Annotated in this window: 22 protein-coding genes; 13 read left to right on the top strand and 9 right to left on the bottom strand. The window is 63.5% G+C overall.

The window, feature by feature from the left end; all coding sequences use genetic code 11:
• The first annotated feature begins 6 nt into the window (after window positions 1-6).
• Together EN993_RS07805 and EN993_RS07800 are read left to right on the top strand one after the other, a co-directional pair.
• Window positions 7-456 (top strand): Rrf2 family transcriptional regulator, encoded by a 450-nt coding sequence (locus EN993_RS07805; protein ID WP_126067505.1) that lies wholly within the window; start codon window positions 7-9, stop codon window positions 454-456.
• A complete protein-coding gene (locus EN993_RS07800) occupies window positions 446-1,345 on the top strand; it encodes an NAD(P)/FAD-dependent oxidoreductase (RefSeq protein WP_127262838.1) in 900 nt (299 codons plus the stop codon). Before EN993_RS07805 ends, EN993_RS07800 begins: the two co-directional genes overlap by 11 nt.
• Here the strand turns inward: EN993_RS07800 and EN993_RS07795 are convergent.
• Entirely contained in the window at window positions 1,342-2,118 is a 777-nt protein-coding gene (locus EN993_RS07795) for a DeoR/GlpR family DNA-binding transcription regulator (protein WP_109666107.1), read from the bottom strand. The two genes, EN993_RS07800 and EN993_RS07795, sit on opposite strands and share 4 nt — an antisense overlap.
• Window positions 2,119-2,529: 411 nt before the next feature.
• Between EN993_RS07795 and EN993_RS07790 the strand changes: the two genes are divergently transcribed.
• Together EN993_RS07790 and EN993_RS07785 are read left to right on the top strand one after the other, a co-directional pair.
• Entirely contained in the window at window positions 2,530-3,417 is an 888-nt protein-coding gene (locus EN993_RS07790; protein ID WP_109666734.1) for a phosphotransferase family protein, read from the top strand.
• Window positions 3,414-5,855: an FAD-dependent oxidoreductase gene (locus tag EN993_RS07785; protein WP_127262837.1), complete on the top strand. Its 2,442-nt coding sequence runs from the start codon at window positions 3,414-3,416 to the stop codon at window positions 5,853-5,855. Before EN993_RS07790 ends, EN993_RS07785 begins: the two co-directional genes overlap by 4 nt.
• Here EN993_RS07785 and EN993_RS07780 read toward each other — a convergent pair.
• Window positions 5,852-6,484 (bottom strand): class I SAM-dependent methyltransferase, encoded by a 633-nt coding sequence (locus EN993_RS07780; RefSeq protein WP_164757574.1) that lies wholly within the window; start codon window positions 6,482-6,484, stop codon window positions 5,852-5,854. The two genes, EN993_RS07785 and EN993_RS07780, sit on opposite strands and share 4 nt — an antisense overlap.
• 103 nt (window positions 6,485-6,587) lie before the next feature.
• Between EN993_RS07780 and EN993_RS07775 the strand changes: the two genes are divergently transcribed.
• Window positions 6,588-7,490: a phosphotransferase family protein gene (locus tag EN993_RS07775; RefSeq protein WP_127262835.1), complete on the top strand. Its 903-nt coding sequence runs from the start codon at window positions 6,588-6,590 to the stop codon at window positions 7,488-7,490.
• 8 nt (window positions 7,491-7,498) lie between these two features.
• On the opposite strand, the gene EN993_RS07770 is transcribed toward EN993_RS07775, so the two are convergent.
• Both EN993_RS07770 and EN993_RS07765 read right to left on the bottom strand, forming a co-directional pair.
• Window positions 7,499-8,422: a DMT family transporter gene (locus EN993_RS07770; RefSeq protein ID WP_127262834.1), complete on the bottom strand. Its 924-nt coding sequence runs from the start codon at window positions 8,420-8,422 to the stop codon at window positions 7,499-7,501.
• Between the two features lie 235 nt (window positions 8,423-8,657).
• On the bottom strand, window positions 8,658-9,938 hold the full coding sequence (locus tag EN993_RS07765) for an amidohydrolase family protein (protein ID WP_109666097.1): 1,281 nt from the start codon (window positions 9,936-9,938) through the stop codon (window positions 8,658-8,660).
• A gap of 170 nt (window positions 9,939-10,108) precedes the next feature.
• Between EN993_RS07765 and EN993_RS07760 the strand changes: the two genes are divergently transcribed.
• Window positions 10,109-11,863 carry an ABC transporter ATP-binding protein gene (locus tag EN993_RS07760; RefSeq protein ID WP_126067498.1) on the top strand — a complete coding sequence of 585 codons (1,755 nt, stop codon included), beginning with the start codon at window positions 10,109-10,111 and terminating at the stop codon, window positions 11,861-11,863.
• 157 nt (window positions 11,864-12,020) lie between these two features.
• Here EN993_RS07760 and ilvD read toward each other — a convergent pair whose 3' ends face one another.
• Window positions 12,021-13,865, bottom strand: coding sequence for a dihydroxy-acid dehydratase (gene ilvD, locus EN993_RS07750; RefSeq protein WP_127262833.1), 1,845 nt, complete (start codon window positions 13,863-13,865; stop codon window positions 12,021-12,023).
• 267 nt (window positions 13,866-14,132) lie between these two features.
• Between ilvD and EN993_RS07745 the strand changes: the two genes are divergently transcribed.
• Complete coding sequence (locus EN993_RS07745) at window positions 14,133-14,603, top strand: VOC family protein (RefSeq protein ID WP_127262832.1); 471 nt, start codon at window positions 14,133-14,135, stop codon at window positions 14,601-14,603.
• Between the two features lie 247 nt (window positions 14,604-14,850).
• Here the strand turns inward: EN993_RS07745 and EN993_RS07740 are convergent, their stop codons facing one another.
• On the bottom strand, window positions 14,851-16,443 hold the full coding sequence (locus tag EN993_RS07740) for a peptide chain release factor 3 (RefSeq protein ID WP_127262831.1): 1,593 nt from the start codon (window positions 16,441-16,443) through the stop codon (window positions 14,851-14,853).
• A gap of 239 nt (window positions 16,444-16,682) precedes the next feature.
• On the opposite strand from EN993_RS07740, the gene EN993_RS07735 reads away from it, so the two are divergent.
• Window positions 16,683-17,756 carry an FAD-binding oxidoreductase gene (locus EN993_RS07735; protein ID WP_127262830.1) on the top strand — a complete coding sequence of 358 codons (1,074 nt, stop codon included), beginning with the start codon at window positions 16,683-16,685 and terminating at the stop codon, window positions 17,754-17,756.
• Here the strand turns inward: EN993_RS07735 and EN993_RS07730 are convergent.
• The 3 genes from EN993_RS07730 to EN993_RS07720 form a co-directional block, all read right to left on the bottom strand.
• Window positions 17,750-19,123 carry an amidase gene (locus EN993_RS07730; protein ID WP_127262829.1) on the bottom strand — a complete coding sequence of 458 codons (1,374 nt, stop codon included), beginning with the start codon at window positions 19,121-19,123 and terminating at the stop codon, window positions 17,750-17,752. The genes EN993_RS07735 and EN993_RS07730 overlap by 7 nt on opposite strands.
• A 164-nt stretch (window positions 19,124-19,287) precedes the next feature.
• Window positions 19,288-20,088, bottom strand: coding sequence for a class II glutamine amidotransferase (locus EN993_RS07725; RefSeq protein ID WP_127262828.1), 801 nt, complete (start codon window positions 20,086-20,088; stop codon window positions 19,288-19,290).
• Window positions 20,089-20,103: 15 nt separating this feature from the next.
• A complete protein-coding gene (locus tag EN993_RS07720) occupies window positions 20,104-20,352 on the bottom strand; it encodes a DUF6356 family protein (protein ID WP_109666078.1) in 249 nt (82 codons plus the stop codon).
• Between the two features lie 114 nt (window positions 20,353-20,466).
• Between EN993_RS07720 and EN993_RS07715 the strand changes: the two genes are divergently transcribed.
• The 5 genes from EN993_RS07715 to EN993_RS07695 form a co-directional block, all read left to right on the top strand.
• Window positions 20,467-20,940 (top strand): Lrp/AsnC family transcriptional regulator, encoded by a 474-nt coding sequence (locus tag EN993_RS07715; RefSeq protein ID WP_127262827.1) that lies wholly within the window; start codon window positions 20,467-20,469, stop codon window positions 20,938-20,940.
• Between the two features lie 75 nt (window positions 20,941-21,015).
• Complete coding sequence (gene dut / locus EN993_RS07710) at window positions 21,016-21,501, top strand: dUTP diphosphatase (RefSeq protein WP_056588233.1); 486 nt, start codon at window positions 21,016-21,018, stop codon at window positions 21,499-21,501.
• Complete coding sequence (locus EN993_RS07705; protein WP_109666074.1) at window positions 21,501-22,163, top strand: HAD family phosphatase; 663 nt, start codon at window positions 21,501-21,503, stop codon at window positions 22,161-22,163. Before dut ends, EN993_RS07705 begins: the two co-directional genes overlap by 1 nt.
• A gap of 69 nt (window positions 22,164-22,232) precedes the next feature.
• Window positions 22,233-23,087: a hypothetical protein gene (locus EN993_RS07700; RefSeq protein WP_127262826.1), complete on the top strand. Its 855-nt coding sequence runs from the start codon at window positions 22,233-22,235 to the stop codon at window positions 23,085-23,087.
• A gap of 80 nt (window positions 23,088-23,167) precedes the next feature.
• On the top strand, window positions 23,168-23,715 hold a 548-nt coding region (locus EN993_RS07695), incomplete at its 3' end, for an isocitrate lyase/phosphoenolpyruvate mutase family protein (RefSeq protein ID WP_127262825.1).

The raw sequence follows: 23,715 nt of genomic DNA, 5'->3' as shown, positions 1-23,715 counted from the left end.
AGTTACATGAAACGCAACAGCAGACTGTCCTCGACCCTGCACATTCTCGTCCACATGGCCGAGAAGCCCGAACAGGCGCTGACCTCCGAGCAGCTTGCCACCTTCATCCACACCAATCCAGTGGTGGTCCGCCGCACCATCGCAGGCTTGCGCGATGCCGGGATCGTCACCTCGTCGCGCGGGCACGGCGGCGGCTGGCTGCTCGGGCGGGCGCCCGAAAATATATCCCTGGCCGAGATCAGCGTCGCCCTTGGCGAGACGCTGCTGCCGTTCAGCACCGAGCCGGAAAGCCCCGGCTGCCTCGTCGAGCAAGCGGTGATCGCCGTGCTCGACGATTTTCGCGTCGCGGCCGAAAGGCTGCTGGCGGAAAAGCTCAACCGCATCACGCTGGCCGACCTGACCGCCGATTTCCGCCGCCGTTTTGATCTCATTGGAGTCTCCAGCCATGCAGTATGATCTTGCCGTCGTCGGCGGCAGCTTTGCCGGCCTGTCCGCCGCCATCCAGATGGCGCGGGCAGGACGCAAGGTGCTGGTGATCGACGCCGGCCAGCCGCGCAACCGCTTTGCCGAGCATTCGCACGGCTTCCTCGGACAGGACGGGCGCCCGCCCGGCGCAATCCTGGGTGACGCAAGGCGGCAGCTGCTGGCCTATCCGACAGCAAGGGTTGTCGACGGGCGCGCGGACAAGGCCGTTGCCGCCGGCAGCAGCGATTTCGAAATCACCATCGATGGCGGCGAGACATTCGGCGCCGCACGGCTGGTGCTGGCCACCGGGGTGCGCGACATCCTGCCGGAGGTTGCCGGGCTTGCCGAGCTCTGGGGAAAGAGCGTGCTGCACTGCCCCTATTGCCACGGCTACGAAGTTTCCGGCGGGCCGCTCGGCGTGCTCGCAACCGGTCCTGTGTCCCTGCATCAGGCACAGCTGATCGCCGATTGGGGCGATGTCACGCTGTTCGGCAATGGCCTGTTCGAGCCTGACACAGAGCAGATGCACGCGCTGGAGAGCCGAAAAGTGCGGTTTGAGCCCACCACCGTCACCGAGCTAAGGGAAGACGGCTCCGGCGGATTGATCGTCCACCTCAACGACGGCAGAAAGGCCGGCGTCAGGGCGATGTTCACGGCGCCGCGTAACACCATGGCCAGCCCGCTGGCCGAACAGCTCGGCTGCGGCTTCACGCAAGGCCTCCTCGGCCCGGTGATATCAGTCGATGACAGGCAACAGACGACCGTGCCCGGCGTCTACGCCGCCGGCGACGCGGCACGCTCGATGCACAACATCGCCTTTGCGGTATCCGCTGGTACCTTTGCGGGCGTGTGCGCCCACCAGTCGCTGGTCTTCGGCTAAAACCCGGCTTCCTCGCCAGCGATGCTGAGCCGCGCGCCGGCCTGCGCCAGGGCGGCAGCTATGTCGCGCGGCGGCGAGCGGTCGCTGGCGAGTTCGGAAAAGCTGTCGAAGCCGCAGACCTGGACCAGACCAAGGCGGCCGAACTTCGAGTGATCGGTGATGACGAGCGAACGCTGGCCGCGCGACAGCACCATGCGGGCGAACTCGGCCTCTTCCAGATCATAGTCCATGACGCCCATCACCGCATCGATGGCGCCGGTGGAAATGATGGCGTGGCTGACCGAGAAGCGGCTGACGAAGTCGATGGCCGAGGCGCCGAAGGCAGCGCCGGAATCGCTGCGCAGTTCGCCGCCAGCCATGTAGACCTTATTGCCGTTGATGGTGGCCAGCGTGCGGGCGATGTCCGACGAGTTGGTGACGACCGTCAGGCGCCGGTGGCCAAGCAGTTCGCGGGCAAGGAACGAAGTCGTCGTGCCGGTGTCGAGCATGATCGATTCCCCGTCGCGGATGGTGGCGGCGACCATGCGGGCAATGACGCGCTTGGCGTCGGCATTCTCGCGCATCCGCCGCTCGAACGGCGCTTCGCCAATCATCGACGGCAGGCCGATGGCGCCATGCATCTTAAGGACGGAACCGTCACCGGTGAGCGGCTTGACGTCGCGGCGCACGGTCTCGAGCGACACGCCCAGCCGGTCGGCCAGACTGGCAATGGTGACGGTGCCCTCTTCCTGCAGCAGCCGCAGGATCTCGCCATGCCGTTTCGAATGGGTCATTTGGTTTCCCCGACTTAGCCTTTTGACCGATTCTAAGGTAATTCAAGTGCTTTTAAAGGAAATGCCTGCGCTTTCGGGCAAAATACCCAAAAAAAGTCACACCTTTTTATTGACAGCAAGGCAACCTTGGCGTGAAATCCAAATCTCAACAGGGGTTTCGGAGCTGCAACGGGAGGGTGATGGCAGAGCCGCAACTCACTGACCAGGCAGCCTGCAACGTGTCTGGTGCAAGGAATTTTCAGATCCGCGGGGGCGGATGGCGGGGTTCAAAACCTAGCCAAGGGGCTCGTCGGTGCGGTGCGGGATACCGATCCTGGCATCCCGCACCGACGAGATTTTTTGTGTTTCTCCCTGCTGCCGTCGCGCTGTCCGTGGCGCCTTGTCGAAGCCCAGCAAACCAGGAATGATTCCGTGATTGCCGAAGACCGCATCCGCGCCCTGCCTTGCTGGACCGGCAGCATTGAGATTGCGCCGCTGCCGGGCGGCCTGAGCAATGCCAATTATGTCGTCACGGACGCGGCGGGCAAACATGTCGTGCGCTTCGGCAAGGACTATCCGTTCCACCATGTCTTTCGCGAGCGCGAGGTGATGACGGCGCGGGCGGCGCATGCCGCCGGTTTCGCGCCAGCCGTCCGCCATGCCGAACCGGGCATCTTGGTGACGGAGTTTCTCGGCGCCAAGACCTATCTCGCCGAGGACGTGCGGGCCAATCTCGGCCGCGTCGCGGCCCTGATGCGCGGCTTCCACCGGGAGATGCCCAATCACATCTCGGGCGCCGGCTTCATGTTCTGGGTGTTCCACGTCATTCGCGACTATGCGCGCACGCTTGAAGAAGGTGGCAGCCGCAAGCGCAGCGACTTGCCGCGCCTGCTGACGCTGGCCGACGAACTGGAGCGCGCGCAGAAACTGCTGCCGATCGTTTTTGGCCACAATGATCTTTTGCCGGCCAACATTCTCGACGACGGCAACAGGTTGTGGCTGATCGACTTCGAATATGCCGGCTTCAACACGGCGATGTTCGACCTCGCCGGCGTGGCCTCCAACGCCGGCATGAGCGACGAGGAATCCTTCGCCTTCCTGACCGCCTATTTCATGAAGGAACCGGACGAAGCGATCCGCCGTTCGCACGCGGCCATGCAATGCGCTTCGCTGCTGCGCGAGGCGATGTGGAGCATGGTGTCTGAGCTCTATCTCGACGCGCCCGGCATCGACTACGTCGCCTACACCGAGGAAAACCTGACGCGGCTCGAAGGCGCGCTGGAAAACTACAGAACGAAGTACGGGATACAGAAATCATGACATTGCCGAGCCAGGCCGCCATCGTCGTCATCGGCGGCGGCATTATCGGCTGTTCGACGGCCTATCATCTGGCACGCGACCACAAGGCCGACGTGGTGCTGCTGGAGCAGGGCAAGCTGACCTCGGGCTCGACCTGGCATGCCGCCGGCCTTGTCGGCCAGCTGCGCTCGTCAGCTTCGATCACCCGCGTGCTGAAGTACTCCGTCGACCTCTACAAGGGGCTGGAGGCCGAGACCGGCCTTGCCACCGGCTGGAAGATGACCGGGTGCCTCAGGCTCGCCACCAATGCCGACCGCTGGACCGAGTACAAAAGATTGGCGACGACGGCAAAAAGCTTCGGCATGGACATGCAGTTGCTGTCGCCGGCGGAGGTCAAGGCCATGTGGCCGCTCATGGAAACCGGCGATCTCGTCGGCGCCTCCTGGCTGCCGACCGATGGTCAGGCGAGCCCCTCCGATATCACGCAGTCATTGGCCAAGGGCGCACGCATGCATGGCGCCAAACTGTTCGAGGATGTCCGTGTCACCGGCTTCGAGATGAAGGACGGCCGCATCACCGTGGTGAAGACCAGTGAGGGCGACATCGCCTGCGATAAGGTGGTCAACTGCGCCGGCCAATGGGCGCGGCAGGTCGGAGCGCTTGCCGGCATCAACGTGCCGCTGCAGCCGGTGAAGCACCAGTACATCATCACCGAGAAGATCGACGGACTGGCGACCGACGCGCCGACCATCCGCGACCCGGACCGGCGAACCTATTTCAAGGAGGAGGTCGGCGGGCTGGTGATGGGCGGCTATGAGCCGAACCCGCAGGCCTGGACGACCGGGGACGTCCCCAACGATTGGGAGTTCCGGCTGTTCGACGACGATTACGACCATTTCGAACAACATATGATGCAAGCGATCGCGCGTGTGCCGGCGCTGGAAACCGTCGGCGTCAAGCAGATGATCAACGGGCCGGAGAGTTTTACGCCGGACGGCAATTTCATTCTCGGCACAGCGCCCGAATGCGCTAACATGTTCGTCGGCGCCGGCTTCAATGCCTTCGGTATCGCCTCGGGCGGTGGCGCCGGCTGGGTGCTGGCGCAATGGGTGGTCGATGGCGAGGCGCCGCTCGACCTGTGGGTGGTCGACATCAGGCGCTTTTCCAACCTGCACCGCGACCGGCAGTGGGTCTGCGACCGTACGCTGGAGGCCTATGGCAAGCATTACACGATCGGCTTCCCGCATGAGGAGTATGCCAGCGGGCGACCCCGCATCGTCTCGCCGCTCTACGACAGGCTGAAGCAGCAAAATGCCGTGTTCGGCTCGAAGCTTGGATGGGAGCGGCCGAACTGGTTCGCACCGCAAGGCATCGAACCCCGGGACATCTATTCGATGGGCCGGCAGAACTGGTTCGCGGCGGTCGGCGACGAACACCGGCATGTGCGCGAAAGGGTCGGCGTCTTCGATCAATCCTCCTTCGCCAAATACGAGCTGAGCGGGCCCGACGCGCTGAAGGCGCTGGACTGGATCTGCGCCAACGACGTCAGCAGGCCGGTCGGCCGACTGACCTACACCCAGCTTCTCAACACACGCGGCGGCATCGAGGCTGATCTGACAGTGGCGCGGCTGGCCGAAGAGACATTCTACATCGTCACCGGAACAGGCTTCCGCACGCATGATTCCTCGTGGATCGGCGACCATATCGGCGAGGGGCTCAAGGCCACGCTTGTCGATGTCACCGAAGACTTCGGCACGCTGTCGCTGATGGGTCCTCGGGCACGCGATGTGCTTGCGGCAGTGACCGACACGGACGTGTCGAACGCCGCATTCCCATTCGGCCACGTGCGTGAGATTGCCATCGCCGGCCACACCATTCGGGCGCTGCGCGTCACCTATGTCGGCGAGCTCGGCTGGGAACTGCATGTGCCGATCGCGGCCACCGGCGAAGTCTTCGACGCGCTTATGGCGGCAGGCAAAAAGCACGACATCCGCCCGGTCGGCTATCGTGCCTTGGAATCGCTGCGGCTGGAAAAAGGCTATCGCGCCTGGGGCTCCGACATCACGCCCAACGACACGCCGCAGGAAGCCGGGCTCGGCTGGGCGGTCAAGCTGCGCAAGAACACCGATTTCATTGGACGGCGCGCGCTCGAGAAGACCAGCGGCTCGGCGTTGAAGAAACGTTTCGCCGGCTTCACGGTCGATGATCCCGATATCGTGCTGCTCGGCCGCGAGACGATCCTGCGCAATGGCGAGCCGGTCGGTTATCTCACCAGCGGCGGCTATGGCTACACGCTGGGCATGAACATCGGCTACGGCTATGTGCGCAACGCCGATGAGGTGAGCGACGATTTTCTCGCCTCGGGCGACTATGAACTGGTGGTCGCAATGGAGCGGACGCCGGCCAAGATCCATCTCGAGCCGATGTACGATCCGGCAGCGGAGAGAGTGAAAGCCTAGTTCACGCGCAGCGCGAGACCGCGGCTGGGCACGGTGTCGGCCTCGCCCGGCATCGAGACGTAAGGACGCGTTTCCTCAACACGAGTGACGAGGCCTTGCGCCTCGAACTCGGCGATGCGCGCGGCAAAGCCCACTTCCCACAGTGTGTTCTTGACCGTCAGCACGATCACTCCGCGCGGCCGGCAAATGCGGATCAGTTCGTCCAGCCCCTCGACGCCGACATGGCCGGAGGTGAAGACACCAGCCGAGATGATCCCGGCATAGGCGTCGTCCGGGAATGGCAGTTGTCCGCCCAGCGCCAGGCAATGAAGCGCCGAATAGACGCCCTTGCGTGCGGCCTGGGCCAGCATGCCTTCAGAAATGTCGAGTGCCTCGACCTGGGGGTAGCCGGCAATGTTCAACCATTCGCCGATCAGCCCGGTGCCAGCTCCCGCATCGAGCAGCGGTGCGGCACCGCGCGGCAAATGGCGCGCCAGCAACGCGAGGCAGATCGTTGGATGGCGATAGCCGGCGGCCGACATGTCGGCATCATAGGTTTGCGACCAGCGGTCGTAGAGTGCGGCGACTTCCTCCGGCCGCTTCGCCGCGTAGGCCTCGGCGAGTGCGCCCTGATGTTTGCTGTCCGCCACTTTTATCCTATCCGCCAATCTGTGAACCCTCAATCGGATGATAGCCAAAGCACGAAAATTGTGGAACCGTCGCTGCGACAAATAACAGCGTGGGGGCGCAGGCATGGTGACAGACGAGGCGCGCGCGGCATTGGCCGCCATTCCGATGCTGGCCAGATACAACGGGCCGCTGGAACGGCTCGGCGGCCTCACCAACCTGGTTTTCAAGGCCGGCGAATTCTGCCTGCGCATTCCCGGCAAAGGCACCGAAGAATACATCAACCGGGCCAACGAAGCGGTGGCCGCGCGCGAAGCGGCAAAAGCAGGGGTCAGCCCCGAAGTGTTGCATGTCGACCCCGGCACCGGCATCATGGTGACGCGTTTCATCGCCGGCGCCGAGACGATGTCGCCGGAAAAATTCAAGGTTCGGCCTGGCAGCCCGGCCCGCGCCGGCGAGGCCTTCCGCAAGCTGCACGCTTCAGGCGCGGTGTTTCCCTTCCGCTTCGAACTGTTTGCGATGATCGACGACTACCTCAAGGTGCTGTCGACCAAGGATGTCGCCCTGCCCGCCGGCTATCACGACGTCGTGCGCGAGGCCGAGACAGTGCGGTCGGCGCTGGCCGCCCATCCGCTGCCGCTCGTCGCCTGCCACTGCGATCCGCTGTGCGAAAACTTTCTTGATACGGGTGAGCGGATGTGGATCGTCGACTGGGAATATTCGGGCATGAATGACCCGCTCTGGGACCTTGGCGACCTCAGTGTGGAAGGCAAATTCGACACGACGCAGGATGAAGAGATGATGCGCGCCTATTTCGGCGGCGAGGCCAGGCCGGCGGAGCGCGGCCGCATCGTCATCCACAAGGCGATGTGCGATCTGTTGTGGACGCTGTGGGGGCTGATCCAGCTCGCCAACAACAACCCGGTCGACGATTTCCGCGCCTATGCCGACGGGCGATTTGCGCGCTGCAAGGCGCTGATGGAGACGCCGGAGTTTTCAATGCACCTGGCGGCGATACGTCAGGGTTGAGCCTGCCCCTAGTTCACGCCTTTCGGCACATTTTCGGGCGGCACCGTGGTCTCGACCACTTTCTGACGGTGGAAGATGAACAGGCCGGCCAGAACGACGATGCCCGAGCCGATCAGGATGCGCGGGCCTGGAACGTCGCCGAAGAACACCAGCCCGAAGACCACCGCCCACAGGAGCAGCGTGTAGTGCAGCGGCGCCAGCGTCGAGGCCGGCGCCAGCTTGAGCGCCCTGGTGATCATCAGATGGGCGCCGCAGGAGACGATGCCGAGCAGCAGCATGGCGCCGAGATCGAGTGCCGATGGCGTCTGCCAGGCGCCGATGGTCAGCACACCGCCGACCAGCAGCGTGCCGATGGTCTGCCATGTCACCAGATTTGTGTCGCTGGTGCCGCGCAGCCGGCGGTTGAGGATGATGGCGAAGGCGAAGGAGATGCTGCCCACCAGCGCAAAGCCCGATGACAGAGAGAACGCCGCCGAGGACGGTTTCAGCATGATCAGCACACCGCAGAAGCCGAGCAGGATGGCCATCCAGCGGCGCCAGCCGACCTTTTCGCCAAGCAAGAGATGCGAGAGTGCCGCAACGTAGATCGGCCCGGCCATGTAGAAACTCATCACATCGGCAAGCGGCAGATAGACGACGGCGGCATAGAAGAGCGCGGTGTCGAGCGTGGTCATCACCACGCGCAGCAGCTGCAGCTCCAGGCGTTCCATGCGAAACAGCTTGGCCGTGCCCTGATGGGCGATCATCGGGCCAAGCACGAAGAAGGCGCCGATGGAGCGGATCAGCACGACCTGGCCGACGGAGAAACTGGCGACCAGCCACTTGCCCATCGCGTCATTCAGCGCAAACAGGAAGTCGCCGGCCAGCATCAGCAGAATGCCGGCCAAAAGCACGTTCCTGATCGTCGAATTCTGCGCCACGGGCTGCGTCATGCCGATCCCGATTCCTCCCCCAATATAAGCCGCGTCGTAGACGGAAGCGGCGGCTTTGACGAGGAGAATTCGGGCAATGGGTAAGACCAGCGCCGGGAATCGGCTGTATCTAGAGCAATACCAGGAAAGTGTGAAACGGTTTTCCCGGGAAAAGCGCATAGCGCTTTCCCTTGGGAATTGCGTCAAAACAAAGAGCTAGGAGTGGTTCACCGTTTCCGCGAAACGGTGAACCGCTCTAGCTGGATACGTGCCGCCGGTTCACCATTCCCGGCCTTCCACCGATGGACAGCCTGGTCTCCTGCTTCGTCCGCTCCGCCACCACCTTGCCACTGGCGATGACACACAGGCGTTCGGCGCGCAGGCGCAAGGCCTCGATCGGATTGCCGGCGTCGAGGACGACAAGGCTGGCGCGCTTGCCGACCGCCAGGCCAAGATGATCGAGGCCCATGATCGCGGCATTGACGTTTGTGACCATGTCGAAGCAGCGCGCCATGTCGGCCGGGCTCGACATTTGCGCTACATGCAGGCCCATGAAGGCGACGTCGAGCATGTCGGCGGTGCCCAGCGAATACCAAGGATCGAGCACGCAATCCTGGCCCCAGCCGACGCGAATGCCAAGCGCCAGCATCTCCTTGACCCGGGTCAGGCCGCGGCGCTTCGGGAAGGTGTCGTGGCGGCCCTGCAGCATGATGTTGATCAGCGGATTGGGAATGACCGAGACGCCCGCCTCGGCAATCAACGGCAGCAGCTTCGAAACATAGTAATTGTCCATCGAATGCATCGAAGTGAGGTGCGAGCCGGCGACCTTGCCGTGCAGACCAAGGCGCTGCGTCTCATAGGCAAGCTGTTCGATGTGACGCGACAGCGGATCATCGGTCTCGTCGCAATGCAGGTCGACCATCAGGCCACGCCTGGCCGCGATCTCGCACAACTCCGTTACCGAGCGCGTGCCGTCGGCCATGGTGCGCTCAAAATGCGGGATGCCGCCGACAATATCGACGCCCATGTCCAAGGCGCGGATGGTGTTCTCCCGTGCCGTCGGCGAGCGATAAAACCCGTCCTGCGGGAAAGCGACCAGTTGCAGATCGATGTAGGGGGCGACCGTCTTCTTGACCTCGAGCAGCGCCTCGACCGCCAGCAGGCGGTCGTCGCAGACATCGACATGGGTGCGGATGGCGAGCAGGCCCATCGACACCGCCCAGTCGCAGTAGGCAAGCGCGCGGTCGCGCACCGCCTCATGCGTCAAAAGCGGCTTCAATTCGCCCCACAGCGAAATGCCTTCGAGCAGCGTGCCCGACGCGTTGATGCGCGGAATGCCGTAGGAGAGCGTCGCGTCCATGTGGAAATGCGGATCGACGAAGGGCGGCGAGACCAGATTGCCACGGACGTCAACCTCGGTCCGCGCAGAGCCTTGCAGAGCAGGCTCGATCGCCGCGATCGTCTCGCCGCTGATGCCGATGTCGGCAACCCTGCCATCAGGCAGTGTGCCGCCGCGAACGATAAGGTCGAAATCCATCTGTCGTCATCCCCGTCAAAAGAATCATCCGATGTAGCCGAGGCTGAAAATCGCATCCCGTCGATGCCGCTTGCAACAGCGGTTTGTCCGCGGCGGCCGCGGATGGTTCCATCCGGCCGCAACTCCCTCTATAAGCCGCCTTCATTGTCCCGGTTTCAAGGATCCGCCGTTTGTTTCGTTTCTTCCGCTCGACGGAAAACCAGCGCCTCGTTGCGAGGTTGCTTCGGGAATCCTTCCGCCAACATATGTTTGGATACGGCGCCGCCATACTGTCGATGCTGGTGGTGGCCGGCACGACGGCTGCCAGCGCCTGGATCCTGCGCGAAATCACCAATGAATTCGTGATCGATAAAAGGATCGAACGCGTCAACATGATTGCCGTGGCGGTCGCCGTGATCTTCATCGTCAAGGGCATCGCCAATTTCGTCCAGGCCTACTGCATGAGCCGGGTTGGCAACGCCATCATCGCCGAGCGGCAGCGCAAGATCTACGATCGCGTCCTGGCGCAAGGCATCGAGTTCTATCATTCGACCTCGTCATCCGACCTGATCACCCGCATGACCAACAATGCCCAGGCGGCGCGCAACGTGCTCGACCTCATCGTCACCTCCTATGTGCGGGATCTGGTGACCTTGATTGCCCTGGTGCTGGTCATGATCGTGCAGGAGCCGTCGCTGTCCCTGATTTGCTTCATCGTCGGCCCCTTGGCTATCTACGGGGTCAACCGCATCCTGAAGCGTGTTCGCAAGTTCGCCGCAATGGAGTTCCGCTCGGTCGGTCAGATCGTGCAGGTGATGCAGGAAACCGCAATCGGCGTGCGCGTGGTCAAATCCTTCAACCTCGAAGGCATGATGCGCAAGCGCATGTTCAAGGCCGTGTCGGACGTCGAGGACAGGGCCAACAACATCGCTTCGCTGGAAGCGATCACCAGTCCGGTGATGGAGACGCTCGCCGGGCTGGCAATCGCGGGCGCCGTGCTGGTCAGCGGCCTTCTGGTGCTGGAGGGCGGCCAGACACCGGGCGGCATCATGGCCTTCATCGCGGCGCTGCTGCTCGCCTACGAACCGGCAAAGCGCCTTGCCCGCGTGCGCATCTCACTGGAGAGCGGCATTGTCGGCGTGCGCATGATGTTCCAGCTGGCCGACGAGCCGCTGACGCTGGCCGAGAAGCCGGATGCAAAGCCGCTTCTGGCCGGACCGGGCGAGATCCGGTTCGACGCCGTCAGCTTCGCCTACCAGAATGGCCCGCCGGTGTTGAACCGGTTCGACCTGACCCTTGCGCCCGGCAAGATGACGGCGCTGGTCGGGCCTTCCGGCGGCGGCAAGTCGACTGTTCTGAACCTGATCATGCGCATGTACGACCCGCAGAGCGGCAAGGTGCTGTTCGACGGCCAGGACATTTCCCATGCGACGCTGGCGTCGCTGCGGGAAAAGATCGCCTATGTCAGCCAGGACACGTTTCTGTTTGCCGGCACGATCATGCACAACATCCGGCTTGGGCGTCAGGACGCGACCGACGATGAAGTGATCGCCGCCGCCAAGGCGGCCAACGCGCACGATTTCATCCGCGCGCAGGCGAAGGGCTACGACACCGAAGTGGGTGAGAACGGCGCGCTGCTGTCCGGCGGACAGCGCCAACGGATCTCGATCGCACGCGCCATGCTGCGCAATGCCGAGATCCTGCTCTTGGATGAAGCGACCAGCGCACTCGACGCCGAATCGGAAGCGCTGTTTCGCGATGCGCTGCAGCAATTGACGGAAGGGCGCACGACGATCGTCATCGCGCACCGTCTGTCGACCGTGCACCAGGCCGACACCATCGTGGTGCTCGAAGCCGGCAAGGTGATGGAAAGCGGCCCGCACAAGAGCTTGCTCAAGCAGGGCGGGCTCTATCAGAAGCTTTATGAGTATCAGTTGATGCCGTGATGGTGTTCCGGATGTGGGCGCCATGCCCTGATCCGGCCCTTCGGGCCACCTTCTCCCCGAGGGGAGAAGAGATCGTCAACGCCGGCGCCTGCCTCTTCTCCCCAGCAGGGAGAAGGTGGCCGCGAAGCAGCCAGATGAGGGAGCCTCTGCGCAACCCCTACTCCGGCACGAACCTCACCGCGCCCTTGGCCGCGCTGGTCGCCATGGCGGCATAGGCGCGCAAGGCTGTCGTCACCTTGCGCTTGCGCTTTTCCTCGGGCTTCCAGGCCAAGGTGCCCTTTGCCTCCATCGCCGCCCGGCGGGCAGCGAGTTCTGCGTCATCGACAGCAAGGCGGATACTGCGGTTCGGGATATCGATCTCGATCGTGTCGCCCTCTTGCACCAATCCTATCAGGCCGCCCTCGGCGGCTTCCGGCGACGCATGGCCGATCGACAGGCCCGACGTGCCGCCGGAGAAGCGGCCGTCGGTGACCAGCGCGCAGGCCTTGCCGAGGCCTTTCGACTTCAGATAGCTGGTCGGGTAGAGCATTTCCTGCATGCCGGGGCCGCCGCGCGGCCCCTCATAGCGGATGACCACGACATCACCGGCCTTGATCTCGTTCGACAGGATCGCCTTGACGCTCGAATCCTGGCTTTCGAATACGCGGGCCGGGCCGGTGAACTTCAGGATCGATTCATCGACGCCGGCCGTCTTCACGATGCAGCCGTCGAGCGCCAGATTGCCTTTCAGCACGGCAAGGCCGCCATCCTTGGAAAAGGGATGTTCGACTGACCGGATAACGCCTTTCTCGCGGTCGAGATCGAGTTCGTCCCAGCGGCGGTCCTGGCTGAAGGCGACCTGTGTCGGCACGCCGCCAGGAGCCGCCAGGAAGAAATCGCGCACGCTCTGGCTGGTCGAGCGGGAAATATCCCAATGGTCGAGCGCGTCACCCAGCGTTCGCGTGTGCACGGTCGGCAAATCGCGGTTGATCAGGCCGGCATTGTCGAGCTGGCCGAGGATCGCCACGATGCCGCCGGCGCGGTGAACGTCTTCCATATGAACGTCGGACTTGGCTGGAGCAACCTTGCACAGCACCGGCACCTTGCGCGACAGCGCGTCGATGTCGTCCTGATCGAAGTCGATCTCGCCCTCATGCGCGGCGGCCAGAATATGCAGCACGGTGTTGGTCGACCCGCCCATGGCGATGTCGAGCGTCATGGCGTTCTCGAAGGCGCCCTTCGAGGCGATGTTGCGCGGCAGCGCCGTCTCGTCATCCTGCTCGTAATAGCGCTGGGCGAGATCGACGATCAGATGGCCGGCCTCGACGAACAGCCGCTTGCGGTCGGCATGCGTCGCCAATGTAGAACCGTTGCCGGGCAGCGACAGGCCAAGCGCCTCGGTCAAACAGTTCATCGAATTGGCGGTGAACATGCCCGAGCAGGAGCCGCAGGTCGGGCAGGCCGAGCGCTCGATGACCTTGACGTCCTCATCGGAGATCTTGTCGTCGGCGGCCGCGACCATGGCGTCGACGAGGTCGAGCGCCTGCGTCTTGCCGGCCAGCACCACCTTGCCGGCTTCCATCGGCCCGCCGGAAACGAAGACGGTCGGGATGTTGAGGCGCAACGACGCCATCAGCATGCCGGGCGTGATCTTGTCGCAATTGGAGATGCAGACCATGGCGTCGGCGCAGTGCGCGTTGACCATGTATTCGACGGAATCGGCGATCAATTCGCGCGACGGCAGCGAATAGAGCATGCCGTCATGGCCCATCGCGATGCCGTCATCGACGGCAATGGTGTTGAATTCCTTGGCAACGCCGCCGGCCTTCTCGATCTCGCGCGCCACCAGCTGGCCGAGGTCCTTCAGGTGGACATGGCCCGGCACGAACTGGGTGAAGGAATTGACCACCGCGATGATCGGCTTGCCGAAATCCGAGTCCTTCATGCCGGTGGCGCGCCAGAGGCCGCGAGCGCCGGCCATGTTGCGGCCATGGGTGGTGGTGCGGGAACGATAGGCAGGCATGTTTTTTCCTTGGTGGCTGGCCGCAGCCTGGGAATGGCGCGGCGGAGCTGAATTCGGACCGCAGGCGTTATAGACGCGCAAGCCCGGTCTGGCCACAATTTTGCAATGCGCCAGATTCCTCCAAAAACCGGCTCCCGAAAAAAATTGCGGGCCGCTGTCGGATCGCGCCGCGCACGGCCGTCCTTGGGGCAGACGGCAAGGAATGGCACCATTCCCGGAGTCGCCGTTTCACCGTAACCGCAACCAAAACATCCCGAGGAGCACGACATGCAAAAGATCACCACCTGCCTGTGGTTCGACGACCAGGCCGAAGAGGCGATGAATTTCTACGTGTCCATCTTCAAGAATTCGAAGGTGCTGAGCGTGATGCGTTGGCCCGAAGGCCACGGCGATGAAGGCAAGGTGCTGGTGACCACGTTCGAACTCGACGGGGTGCAGTTCCAGGCGCTCAATGGCGGACCGCAATTCAAGCACACCGAAGCGATGTCGCAGTCGATCGACTGCAAGACGCAGGAAGAGGTCGATTATTTCTGGGACAAGCTCATCGAAGGTGGCGGCGAACCGTCGCAATGCAGCTGGCTGAAGGACAAGTTCGGTATCTCCTGGCAGGTTGTGCCGGAGCAACTGCCGCGCCTGCTTCTGGATCCGGACCGGGCCAAGGCCGGCCGCGTGATGTCGGCGATGATGCAGATGAGCAAGATCGACATCGCCAAGATCGAAGAGGCGGCGAAGGGGTGAGAAGCGGTCCGCGTAGCGGACGAAAAGCCAATTGCTTGGCTTTTCGAGCTTCGAACGGTGAAGACCCGGTCCGCCTTCGGGCGGATCAAAAGGTCCAGTGGGCCTTTTTGAAGGGGCTGAACGCCCGAAGGGCTGGGAGCCTGCGACGGGTCGGGGGCATAGGAGCCCATTGGTCCTTGAGGTCGGCGCTGCCCCTCATCCGCCCTTCGGGCACCTTCTCCCCGTAAAACGGGGAGAAGGGAGAACTTCAAGCCGCTCTGTCGCGGACCTGATAGTCCTTGATGGTGGCAAACTTGATCGCCTTCCAGCGTTCCGCTTCGTAATTCAGCGAAAAGGCGTGCTGGGCCAGGAACACAGGATCATTGTCGAGATCGCGGGCGATGTCGCCGCGATGCGCCTCGATGAAACGCAGCACCTCGGCCTTGTCATCGGCCGATATCCAGCGGCAGACAGAAAAGCGTGACATCTCGAATTCGACCGGCAGCGTGTATTCGAAGTTCAGCCGCTCCTTCAACACGTCGAGCTGCAGCGCCCCGACGACGCCGACGATGGCCGGCGAGCCGTCCTCGGGCGAGAACAGCTGCACGACGCCCTCCTCGGCCATCTGGTGCAGCGCTTCCTTGAGCTTCTTGGCCTTCATCGCGTCGCCGAGGCGGACGCGGCGCAGGATTTCCGGCGCGAAATTCGGCACGCCGCGGAACAGTATCTCCTCGCCTTCGGTCAGCGTGTCGCCGATGCGCAGCGTGCCGTGGTTGGGGATCCCGACGACATCGCCGGCAAAGGCCTCGTCGGCGGTGACGCGGGTGCGGGCAAAGAAGAACTGCGGCGCCGACAGCGACATCGGCTTTCCCGTGCGCACCAGCTTGGCCTTCATGCCGCGCTCGAGCTTGCCCGAACAGACACGGACGAAGGCGATGCGGTCGCGGTGGTTGGGGTCCATGTTGGCCTGGATCTTGAAGACGAAGGACGTCATCTTCTCCTCGGTCGCCTCGACCTTGCGGGTGTCAGCCTCCTGCGCACGCGGCGGCGGCCCGAAGGCGCCGAGCGCCTCGATCAGGTCGCGGACGCCATAATTGCGCAACGCGGAGCCGAAATAGACCGGCGTCAGATGGCCCTCGCGAAAAGCGTCGATGTCGAGCGGCCGGCAGGCTTCGCGCGCCAGTTCCAGCTCCTCAATAAAGGTTTCGCGCTCGTTCTCCGGCAGCAGCCCGGCAACGCGGTTGGAATCGGGACCGTTGACCGGCGTGCGTTCCTTCTCATCGTCGCCCTTGCGCACGGCGTTCAGCGCCAGATGGTAGGTGCCAGAGAACGTCTTGCCGCGGCCGATCGGCCAGGTGATCGGCGCGGTGTCCAGCGCCAGCTTCTGCTCGATCTCGTCGAGTATCTCGAATGGGTCGCGACTTTCGCGGTCCATCTTGTTGACGAAGGTGATGATCGGGATGTCGCGCAGCCGGCAGACCTCGAACAGTTTCAGCGTGCGCGGCTCGATGCCCTTGGCGGCATCGATGACCATGACGGCCGAGTCGACCGCCGATAGCGTGCGGTAGGTGTCGTCGGCGAAATCCTCGTGCCCGGGCGTGTCGAGCAGGTTGAAGACATTGTCCTCATACTCGAAGGTCATCACCGAAGTGACGACCGAAATGCCGCGCTCGCGCTCGATCTTCATCCAGTCCGACCGCGTCTGGATCTTGTCCTTCTTGGCCTTGACCTCGCCGGCAAGCTGGATGGCGCCGCCGAACAGCAGCAGCTTTTCGGTGAGCGTGGTCTTGCCGGCGTCCGGGTGCGCGATGATCGCGAAGGTGCGGCGGCGCGCCACTTCTTCTTCTATTGCTTCGGGCATTCTCTGGGATTTCCGTGTGACAGGCCGGGCTTCTAGCAGCGCAGTGCCGGGCTGTCGACCGGTCCGGCGGCTCGAACGCTGCTGGTTGCCGCCTCACAGTCAGAGCATGCAGCTCAGTCGTGCTATGGCTCGGGCCAGCGCATTGCCGCATATTTCGCGCTGCGCGATGTTGGCAAGCGGCTGCCAGGATGGCACTTGGATGAACGCCCGTCAGAAGTCGCTAGGGAAGAGGAGCGAGCATGAGCGCCGCAAAACAAGTGATCGTCATCGGCGCCGGCATCATCGGCGCCTCCATCGCCTGGCATCTGAGCAGAGCGGGTGCGCGGGTGGTGGTCATTGCCGACAGTGCTGCCGGTGGGGTGGCGACGCCAAATTCGTTTGCCTGGATCAACGCCAGCTGGGGCAATCCGGAGCCGTATTTCAGGCTGCGCACCCGCGCAATGGCCGAGTGGACGCGGCTGGCGCGGGACCTGCCCGGCCTGCCGCTGAGCTGGTGCGGCGGCCTGTGCTGGGATTTGTCGGCGGCCGACATGGAAACCTATGCCACTGAGCATTCCGCCTGGGGCTACGGCATCGAGCACGTCGACCGCGCCGGTGCTGCGCGCATCGAACCCAATCTCACCGAGCTGCCGGATTTTGCCCTGTATGTGGCTGAAGAGGGGGTGGCCGAGCCTGTCGCAGCCACGAAAGCGCTGCTGGCCGACGCCGAGCGACTTGGCGCACGTATTATCTCCAGCACGGTGACGGCGCTGGTCCAGACCGCCGGCAGGATCACCGGTGTCGACACATCACATGGCCTGATTGCATCAGACGAGGTGGTGATCGCGGCCGGCGTCGGCTCACCGGAGATTGCCGCGACGGCCGGGATCAACCTGCCGATCGAAACGCCGCCCGGCCTGATCGTCCACTCGCGGCCCTCCAAAAAGCTGCTCAACGGGCTGGTGCTGGCCGAGCGACTGCACATGCGCCAGACCGCGGAGGGCCGCATCATCGCCGGCTCGGATTTTGGCGGCGCCGACCCGAGCATGGATGCCGAAGCCACCGCCCACGCACTGTTTGCGGCCATGAAAGCCATGCTGCGCGACAGCGACGGGTTGGAACTCGATTTCCACACGGTCGGCTACCGGCCAACGCCGATCGACGGCTTTCCGATCATCGGCCGCGCCGAGGGCGTGGACGGTGTCTATGTCGCGGTCATGCATTCCGGCATCACGCTGGCGCCGGCCGTCGGCCTGTTCGCCGCCCGGGAAATCCTCGACGGCGAGCGCGACCGGCTGCTTGCGCCTTATCGATTGTCGCGCTTCGCTCAGTAGCTAGGCGGACGGCGAAAGCCGCCGGCCAAAGGTTCGATTGCCCTGGCGATGCCGAGCAGCCGCTCCTCCGACCAGCGTCTTCCGACCAGTTGCAGGCCGATCGGCAGGCCGGCGCTGTCCAGTCCGCACGGGATCGAAAGCGCTGGATGGCCGCTGTAGTTGAACACGGCGCCATAGGCCGGTAGCATCCAATAGCTCTGCTCCTTGCCGTCGAGCTTGATCGGCGTGCCCGGCTCGCAATGCGGGAAGGCGGTGGTCATGGCGACCGGGCAGAGCAGGGCATCCCAGTTTTCGAAAAACCGGTCCCAGGCGAGAATGGACCTGTCGCGGCGGGCGAGCGCCTCGAACCAGCGTGACACCGGTGTCGGTTCCTCGGGCGGCTCCGGCTGCACGGCCTCCATCATCATGCCGATCAGCGCGCCGCCCTGTTCCAGATCGTCGTGCAGATCGAGTTTCGGCAGTTTTGCTTCTTCGACGGCGGCGCCGGCGTCTTGCAGCTGCCTTGCGAGACTTTCGACCGCGGCGCTGATCTCGCCGGCCACCGGAAACCCGGGAAAGGACGGCGCGAAGGCGATGCGCAATGTCCTAGGGTCGAGCTTAGGCATGTCCTCGACCGGCACCGGCGCAAGATCGGTGTCGCGCCCGTCCGGGCCGGCGATGATTTGATGGATCAGCGCCAAATCTTCCACGCTGCGCGCCAACGGCCCGAGGCAGGACATCAGCCGCACGCTGCGCGCAGCTCCTCCCGGATCGGGGAAGGCGCCGGCCAGCGAGACACGATGCTCCGTCGGCTTCAAGCCGTAGACGCCGCAGAAAGAGGCCGGCAGCCGGATCGAATCCTGCATGTCGGTGCCGACGTCGAACGGCGTCATCCCCGAGCAAAGTGCCGCTGCCGCGCCGCCGCTGGAACCGCCTGCCGTGCGCTGGAGATTCCAGGGATTACAGGTACGGCCGAACAGTGGATTGTTCGACTGCCAGTCAGACAGCAGGGTCGCGACATTGGTCTTGGCCATCAGCACGCCGCCGGCCGCCCTCAACCGCGCGACGACCGGGCTGTCCTGTTTGGCGACATAATCGGCAAAGGGCGGGAAGCCGACCGTGGTCTTCACGCCTGCCGTTTCATGCATGTCCTTCAGCGTGAACGGCACGCCATGCAAAGGTCCGAGAGCCTCGTCGCGCGCCTGGGCTGCGTCTGCCCTCTTGGCACACTCGCGGGCGCCATCCCTGTCAAGCGAGATGACGGCGTTGACGGCCTCGTTGTGGGCATCGATCTGCGCCAGGTGGGCGTCGAGTGCTTCGACGGCGGAGATTTTCCGCGCGGCGATGGCGGCGGCGAGATCGATAGTCGAGGAAAAGACGGGGTCCATAGTGAATGCTCCGGCTTGGCGGCGCGTGCCTGATCAAATGGCGGATAGCGGCGCGATTTCAAGCGGAGTTGAGCATTCGAGGATTGGCCGCGTTTGATCGGAATTGTGCCGATAGTCTGTTGAGGTCGGCGCTGGCCCGCGACGCTACCAGTTGGCGAAGAAACCTACCCGACCAGCGCCAGCTTCGCCGCAATCGGAGCAAATGGCCGAATGGCCATGTCATCGCCGGTGATGGTGACAAAACTCGATGGCGGGATCGCTTGCCAGTCGCCGCCCTCGCGGTCGAAGGGTTCAGAGACGATGCAGCGGCCGCCACCCTTGCGCAGGACAGAAGTGTAGAGCGTCGGAGCGTGGGCGTCGGTGGCATAGCGCACCGCATGCAGCGCCTGCCCGTCCGAGAAGGCGGCGGTGAGCTTCAGCGCCGGTTCTAGGCCGGCGCGGCGCGAGGCTTCGAGCACGCGGCTGGTGGCGCGGGAGACGGCGCCTTGCGGATCGGTGGCCAATCCTTCGTCGATCATCAGCAGGAAGAAGAGTTCGGAATCGGTGGTGCCTTCGCGCTGGTCGAAGACGGCGTCGGACAGCGAGTTCTCCAGCGCACGGCGGATCTTGTCGAAGCCGCCGATCTGGCCGTTGTGCATGAACGACCAGGAGCTGGAGATGAACGGATGGCAGTTCATGCGGCTGGTGGCGCCGCCGGTCGACGCCCGCACATGGGCGAGGAACAGGCCGGATTTGATCTGCCGGCACAGGCTCTTCAGATTGGGATCGGACCAGGCCGGCAGGATATCGCGATAGAGACCCGGCTCCGGGCGGTCGCCATACCAGGCAAGGCCAAAGCCGTCGCCATTGGTCGGCGATTTTGCTTCCTGGGCGCAATGGCTCTGGGCGATCAACGAGTGACAGGGCGCGGTGAGGATGTCTTCGAGAAAGACCGCTTCACCGAGATAGGCCGCCCATCGGCACATCGCTTCTGTCGTCCTCTAGGCGCGATCCATAAGAGCCGCGGGCTCCTTGGTCGCGTGCGTGCCTCTGTTGTGCGTCCGCTCGTAAAGCTCGCGAACGATTCGGCTGGCGGTAGTCTCAAACAGAAATGGCAAGAAAGCATGAACGAGCGCGGCGCCCGCCGCCAGCAGCAGCCGCGACGAGAACCAGGCGGCAAAAGCCATATGACTGAGATACGTCTCGCCAACCTTGGCTGGATGAGAGGTGAAAATCCTTGCGACCGACATGCTGGTTCCCCTTCAGCGTCTGAGTTCCTGATATGAGTATCCTGACACGCCTCGCCGGTTCATCGGTCTCAAAATATCCTTGTAATCAGCCAGATCATGGGACAAACATCCCACATGGCACTCGATATCGATGAAATCGATCGAAAATTGCTCACCGAGCTGCAACGCGACGGCACGCTGTCGGTCGACCAGCTGTCGGAACGGGTGGCCTTGTCGCGCAATGCCTGCTGGCGCCGGGTGAAGCGGCTGGAGGAAGATGGCATCATCACCGGTCGGGTGGCGCTGGTCGATGCCGAAAAGCTCGGACTTGGCCTTTCGGTCTTCATCCTGATCCGCACGTCCAACCACGATCCGGAGTGGCTGCAGAAATTCAGGGCGGCGGTGACCGGCTTTTCCGAGATCACCGGCGTCTACCGCATGTCCGGCGACCTCGATTATGTCTTGCGCGCCCGCGTCGCAGACGTGAAGGCCTATGACCGGCTCTACCAGCGGCTGATCGCCAAGGTGGCGCTGTCTGATGTCTCCGCGTCGTTCGTGATGGAGGAGATCAAGGAGACCACCGTCGTTCCGATGGCCAGGTCGTCGTAACGCCACAAAGAAAGCCGTTGATAGAATTACAGTCGAGTTGACCGAATCGCCGTTCGCGCCGATAGGATCGATTTTATGCGCGCAGCCCTTCAAACTCCCTCCGTCATCGGTCCGACCGTCGGCTTCGTCAGGTTGCCGCATGGTGAAGGACTTCCCCTTCCCGCCTATGAAAGCACTGGCGCGGCCGGCATGGATTTGCGCGCCGCGGTGCCGGACGACCGGCCGCTGCTGATCCTGCCGGGAAAACGCGCTTTGGTGCCGACCGGGCTGATCCTGGAAATTCCGGAAGGCATGGAGGGTCAGGTCCGGCCACGCTCGGGTCTTGCTTTCAAACATGGCCTTACCGTCCTCAACACGCCCGGCACCATCGACAGCGACTACCGCGGCGAGGTCAAGGTGTTGCTGATCAATCTGGGCGACGAGGATTTCGCGGTGACGCGCGGCATGCGCATCGCCCAGATCGTCTTCGCGGCGGTGACGCAGGCGGCCGTGGAAGAGCGCACATTGGCAGGCGGCACCGCGCGTGGCGCGGGCGGGTTCGGCTCGACCGGCACCGCCTGATGTCTGAACTGCCTAAACTTGTCATCTTCGACTGCGACGGCATCCTGGTCGATACTGAGAACTTGGCCAACCGGCGCCTCGCCGAATGGCTGACCGCTGCCGGCTATCCGACAAGCTTCGAATATTGCCGCAAGAATTTCTCCGGCCGCAGCATGGCGTCGGTGCAGAAAGAGATCGAAGCAGAGACCAGCGTCAGGCTCGGCGCCGATTTCGTCGATCGCTGGAATGCCGGCCTGCCGGACCTGTTCGCCCATGGCGTCGAGGCGATCCCCTACGTCCGCGAGTTTGTCGAAGCCGTGCGTTCAGCCGATATCGCCTATTGCGTCGCCACCTCGGCCCGGGTGTCGAAAATGCACATCACGCTTGGCCAGACCGGACTGTTGCCGCTGTTCGAGCACGCGATGTTTTCTTCGACCATGGTCGGTCGCGGCAAGCCGTTTCCCGACCTGTTCCTGCATGCGGCCAAAACCATGGGCTTTGCGCCCGCCGACTGCATCGTCATCGAAGACAGCGTCGCCGGCACGCAGGCCGGCATCGCCGCCGGCATGCGGGTGTTTTCCTATCATGCCGATCCCTATTCCGACCGCGACGGCCTGATCCAGGCCGGCGGCATCCTTTTCGACGACATGCGCGAGCTTGCCGGGCTGGTGCCGATCCACTGACCATCGTCCCGACTGGACGGCTTGGTGGGCTGTGCTACGTTCCGCGCCCGACAGCCTGAGGCGACGACCATGCCGACGAACCTGCTTCGCTTCATCCTCGCCGTGATGCTGCTGCCATTGCTGTGGACCGCAGCGCTTGCCCAAGACGCCAGCCTTCCGGATCTAGGCAGCCCACTGCCCGGCCGAAAAGATTTCACCTATCTCGACCTCGCCAGGATGGTCATTCCTGATCTTGCCGCCGACAAGAATGGCTTTTACAGGGGCGGGCTGCCGATCAAGATGCGCCATATCGAGGGGCTCGACAGCGGCGGCTCGCCGCCCGAGACGTCGGGCTTTTCCAACGCTGCAGTGCTTGCCATCAGGGCTGGCGGCAAGGACCGCTTGACCATGCTGTTCGATCTCGGTGATTCCCCCGATAGCGCCGAGGGCTATGCGGTGCTGGCGCTGTACGACATTACGGGCAAGCCAAAGCTGCTCGACGCCGCCAATGTCGCCCTCGACCGCAGCACCTATTTCCGCGAACCCGGCAAGCTCGCCGTCGGCGCCAGTGATGACATCCTCACGATCGAGAGTTCGCATTCCAATTCAAACCAGAACTATATTATCGTCCCGCTGATCATGGTTGCCAGGGACAGGTTGAAGCTGATCGACATCATCTACATGTTCAATGAGCACGTGTGTGCCTACAGCCGGACGCAGGACATTGCCTTCAAAGCCATCGCCGAGGGCCAACGCCATGCCGCCATCAAGGTGACGGTGACCGATGCCACAGTGCTGAACGGCGAAAGCTGCGGCGACGAACCGCCCAAGCCTGAGTCCCACGCGATTTCCATCACCTATCACTGGGACAAGAAGACATCGCGCTACGCCAAGGATTCCGACGCGCTGGACAAATTGGCAGGAGAGAACGCCAAACGCTTCTGAACCAACCGCATTCGTTTGCCCGGTCAAATGGGGCAGGATAAAATCCGCTTAGCCACACAGCACATGATGGGGGAATTACCATGGACAAGGGCAAGATCTTTCGCGACCTGCATGCCTCGACCTTCGTCATGCCCAATCCCTGGGATATCGGCACGACGAAGCTGCTGGGTTCCTTCGGCTTCACGGCACTGGCGACGACCAGCGCCGGCTTTGCCTTTTCGCGCGGCCTGCCGGACGGCGCCGTGACCTTCGAGGCGATGATCCACCATTGCCGCGAGGTGACGGCGGCGACCAGCCTGCCGGTCTCGGCCGACCTCGAGAGGGGCAAGGGCGACAGCGCCGAGCAGGCTGCCGAAACCATCTTCGCGGCCGAAGCGGCCGGTCTTGCCGGCTGCTCGATCGAAGACCACACTGGCGATCCGGACAAGCCGATCTATGATTTTACGCATGCCGTCGAGCGCGTCGCGGCAGCCGTGGAGGCGGCGCGGGCGCTGAAGCGCGATTTCGTCTTCACCGCGCGCGCCGAGAATTTTCTGTGGGGCAAGGCCGACCTCGACGACACCATCAAGCGGCTGCAGGCCTTCGAGAAGGCCGGCGCCGACGTGCTCTATGCGCCAGGCATCGGCGA

Source organism: Mesorhizobium sp. M7D.F.Ca.US.004.01.2.1, assembly GCF_003997785.1.
Classification (GTDB): domain Bacteria; phylum Pseudomonadota; class Alphaproteobacteria; order Rhizobiales; family Rhizobiaceae; genus Mesorhizobium; species Mesorhizobium loti.
The sequence above is the reverse complement of the archived record's forward strand: the minus strand, read 5'-3'. Positions and strand labels throughout refer to the sequence as shown.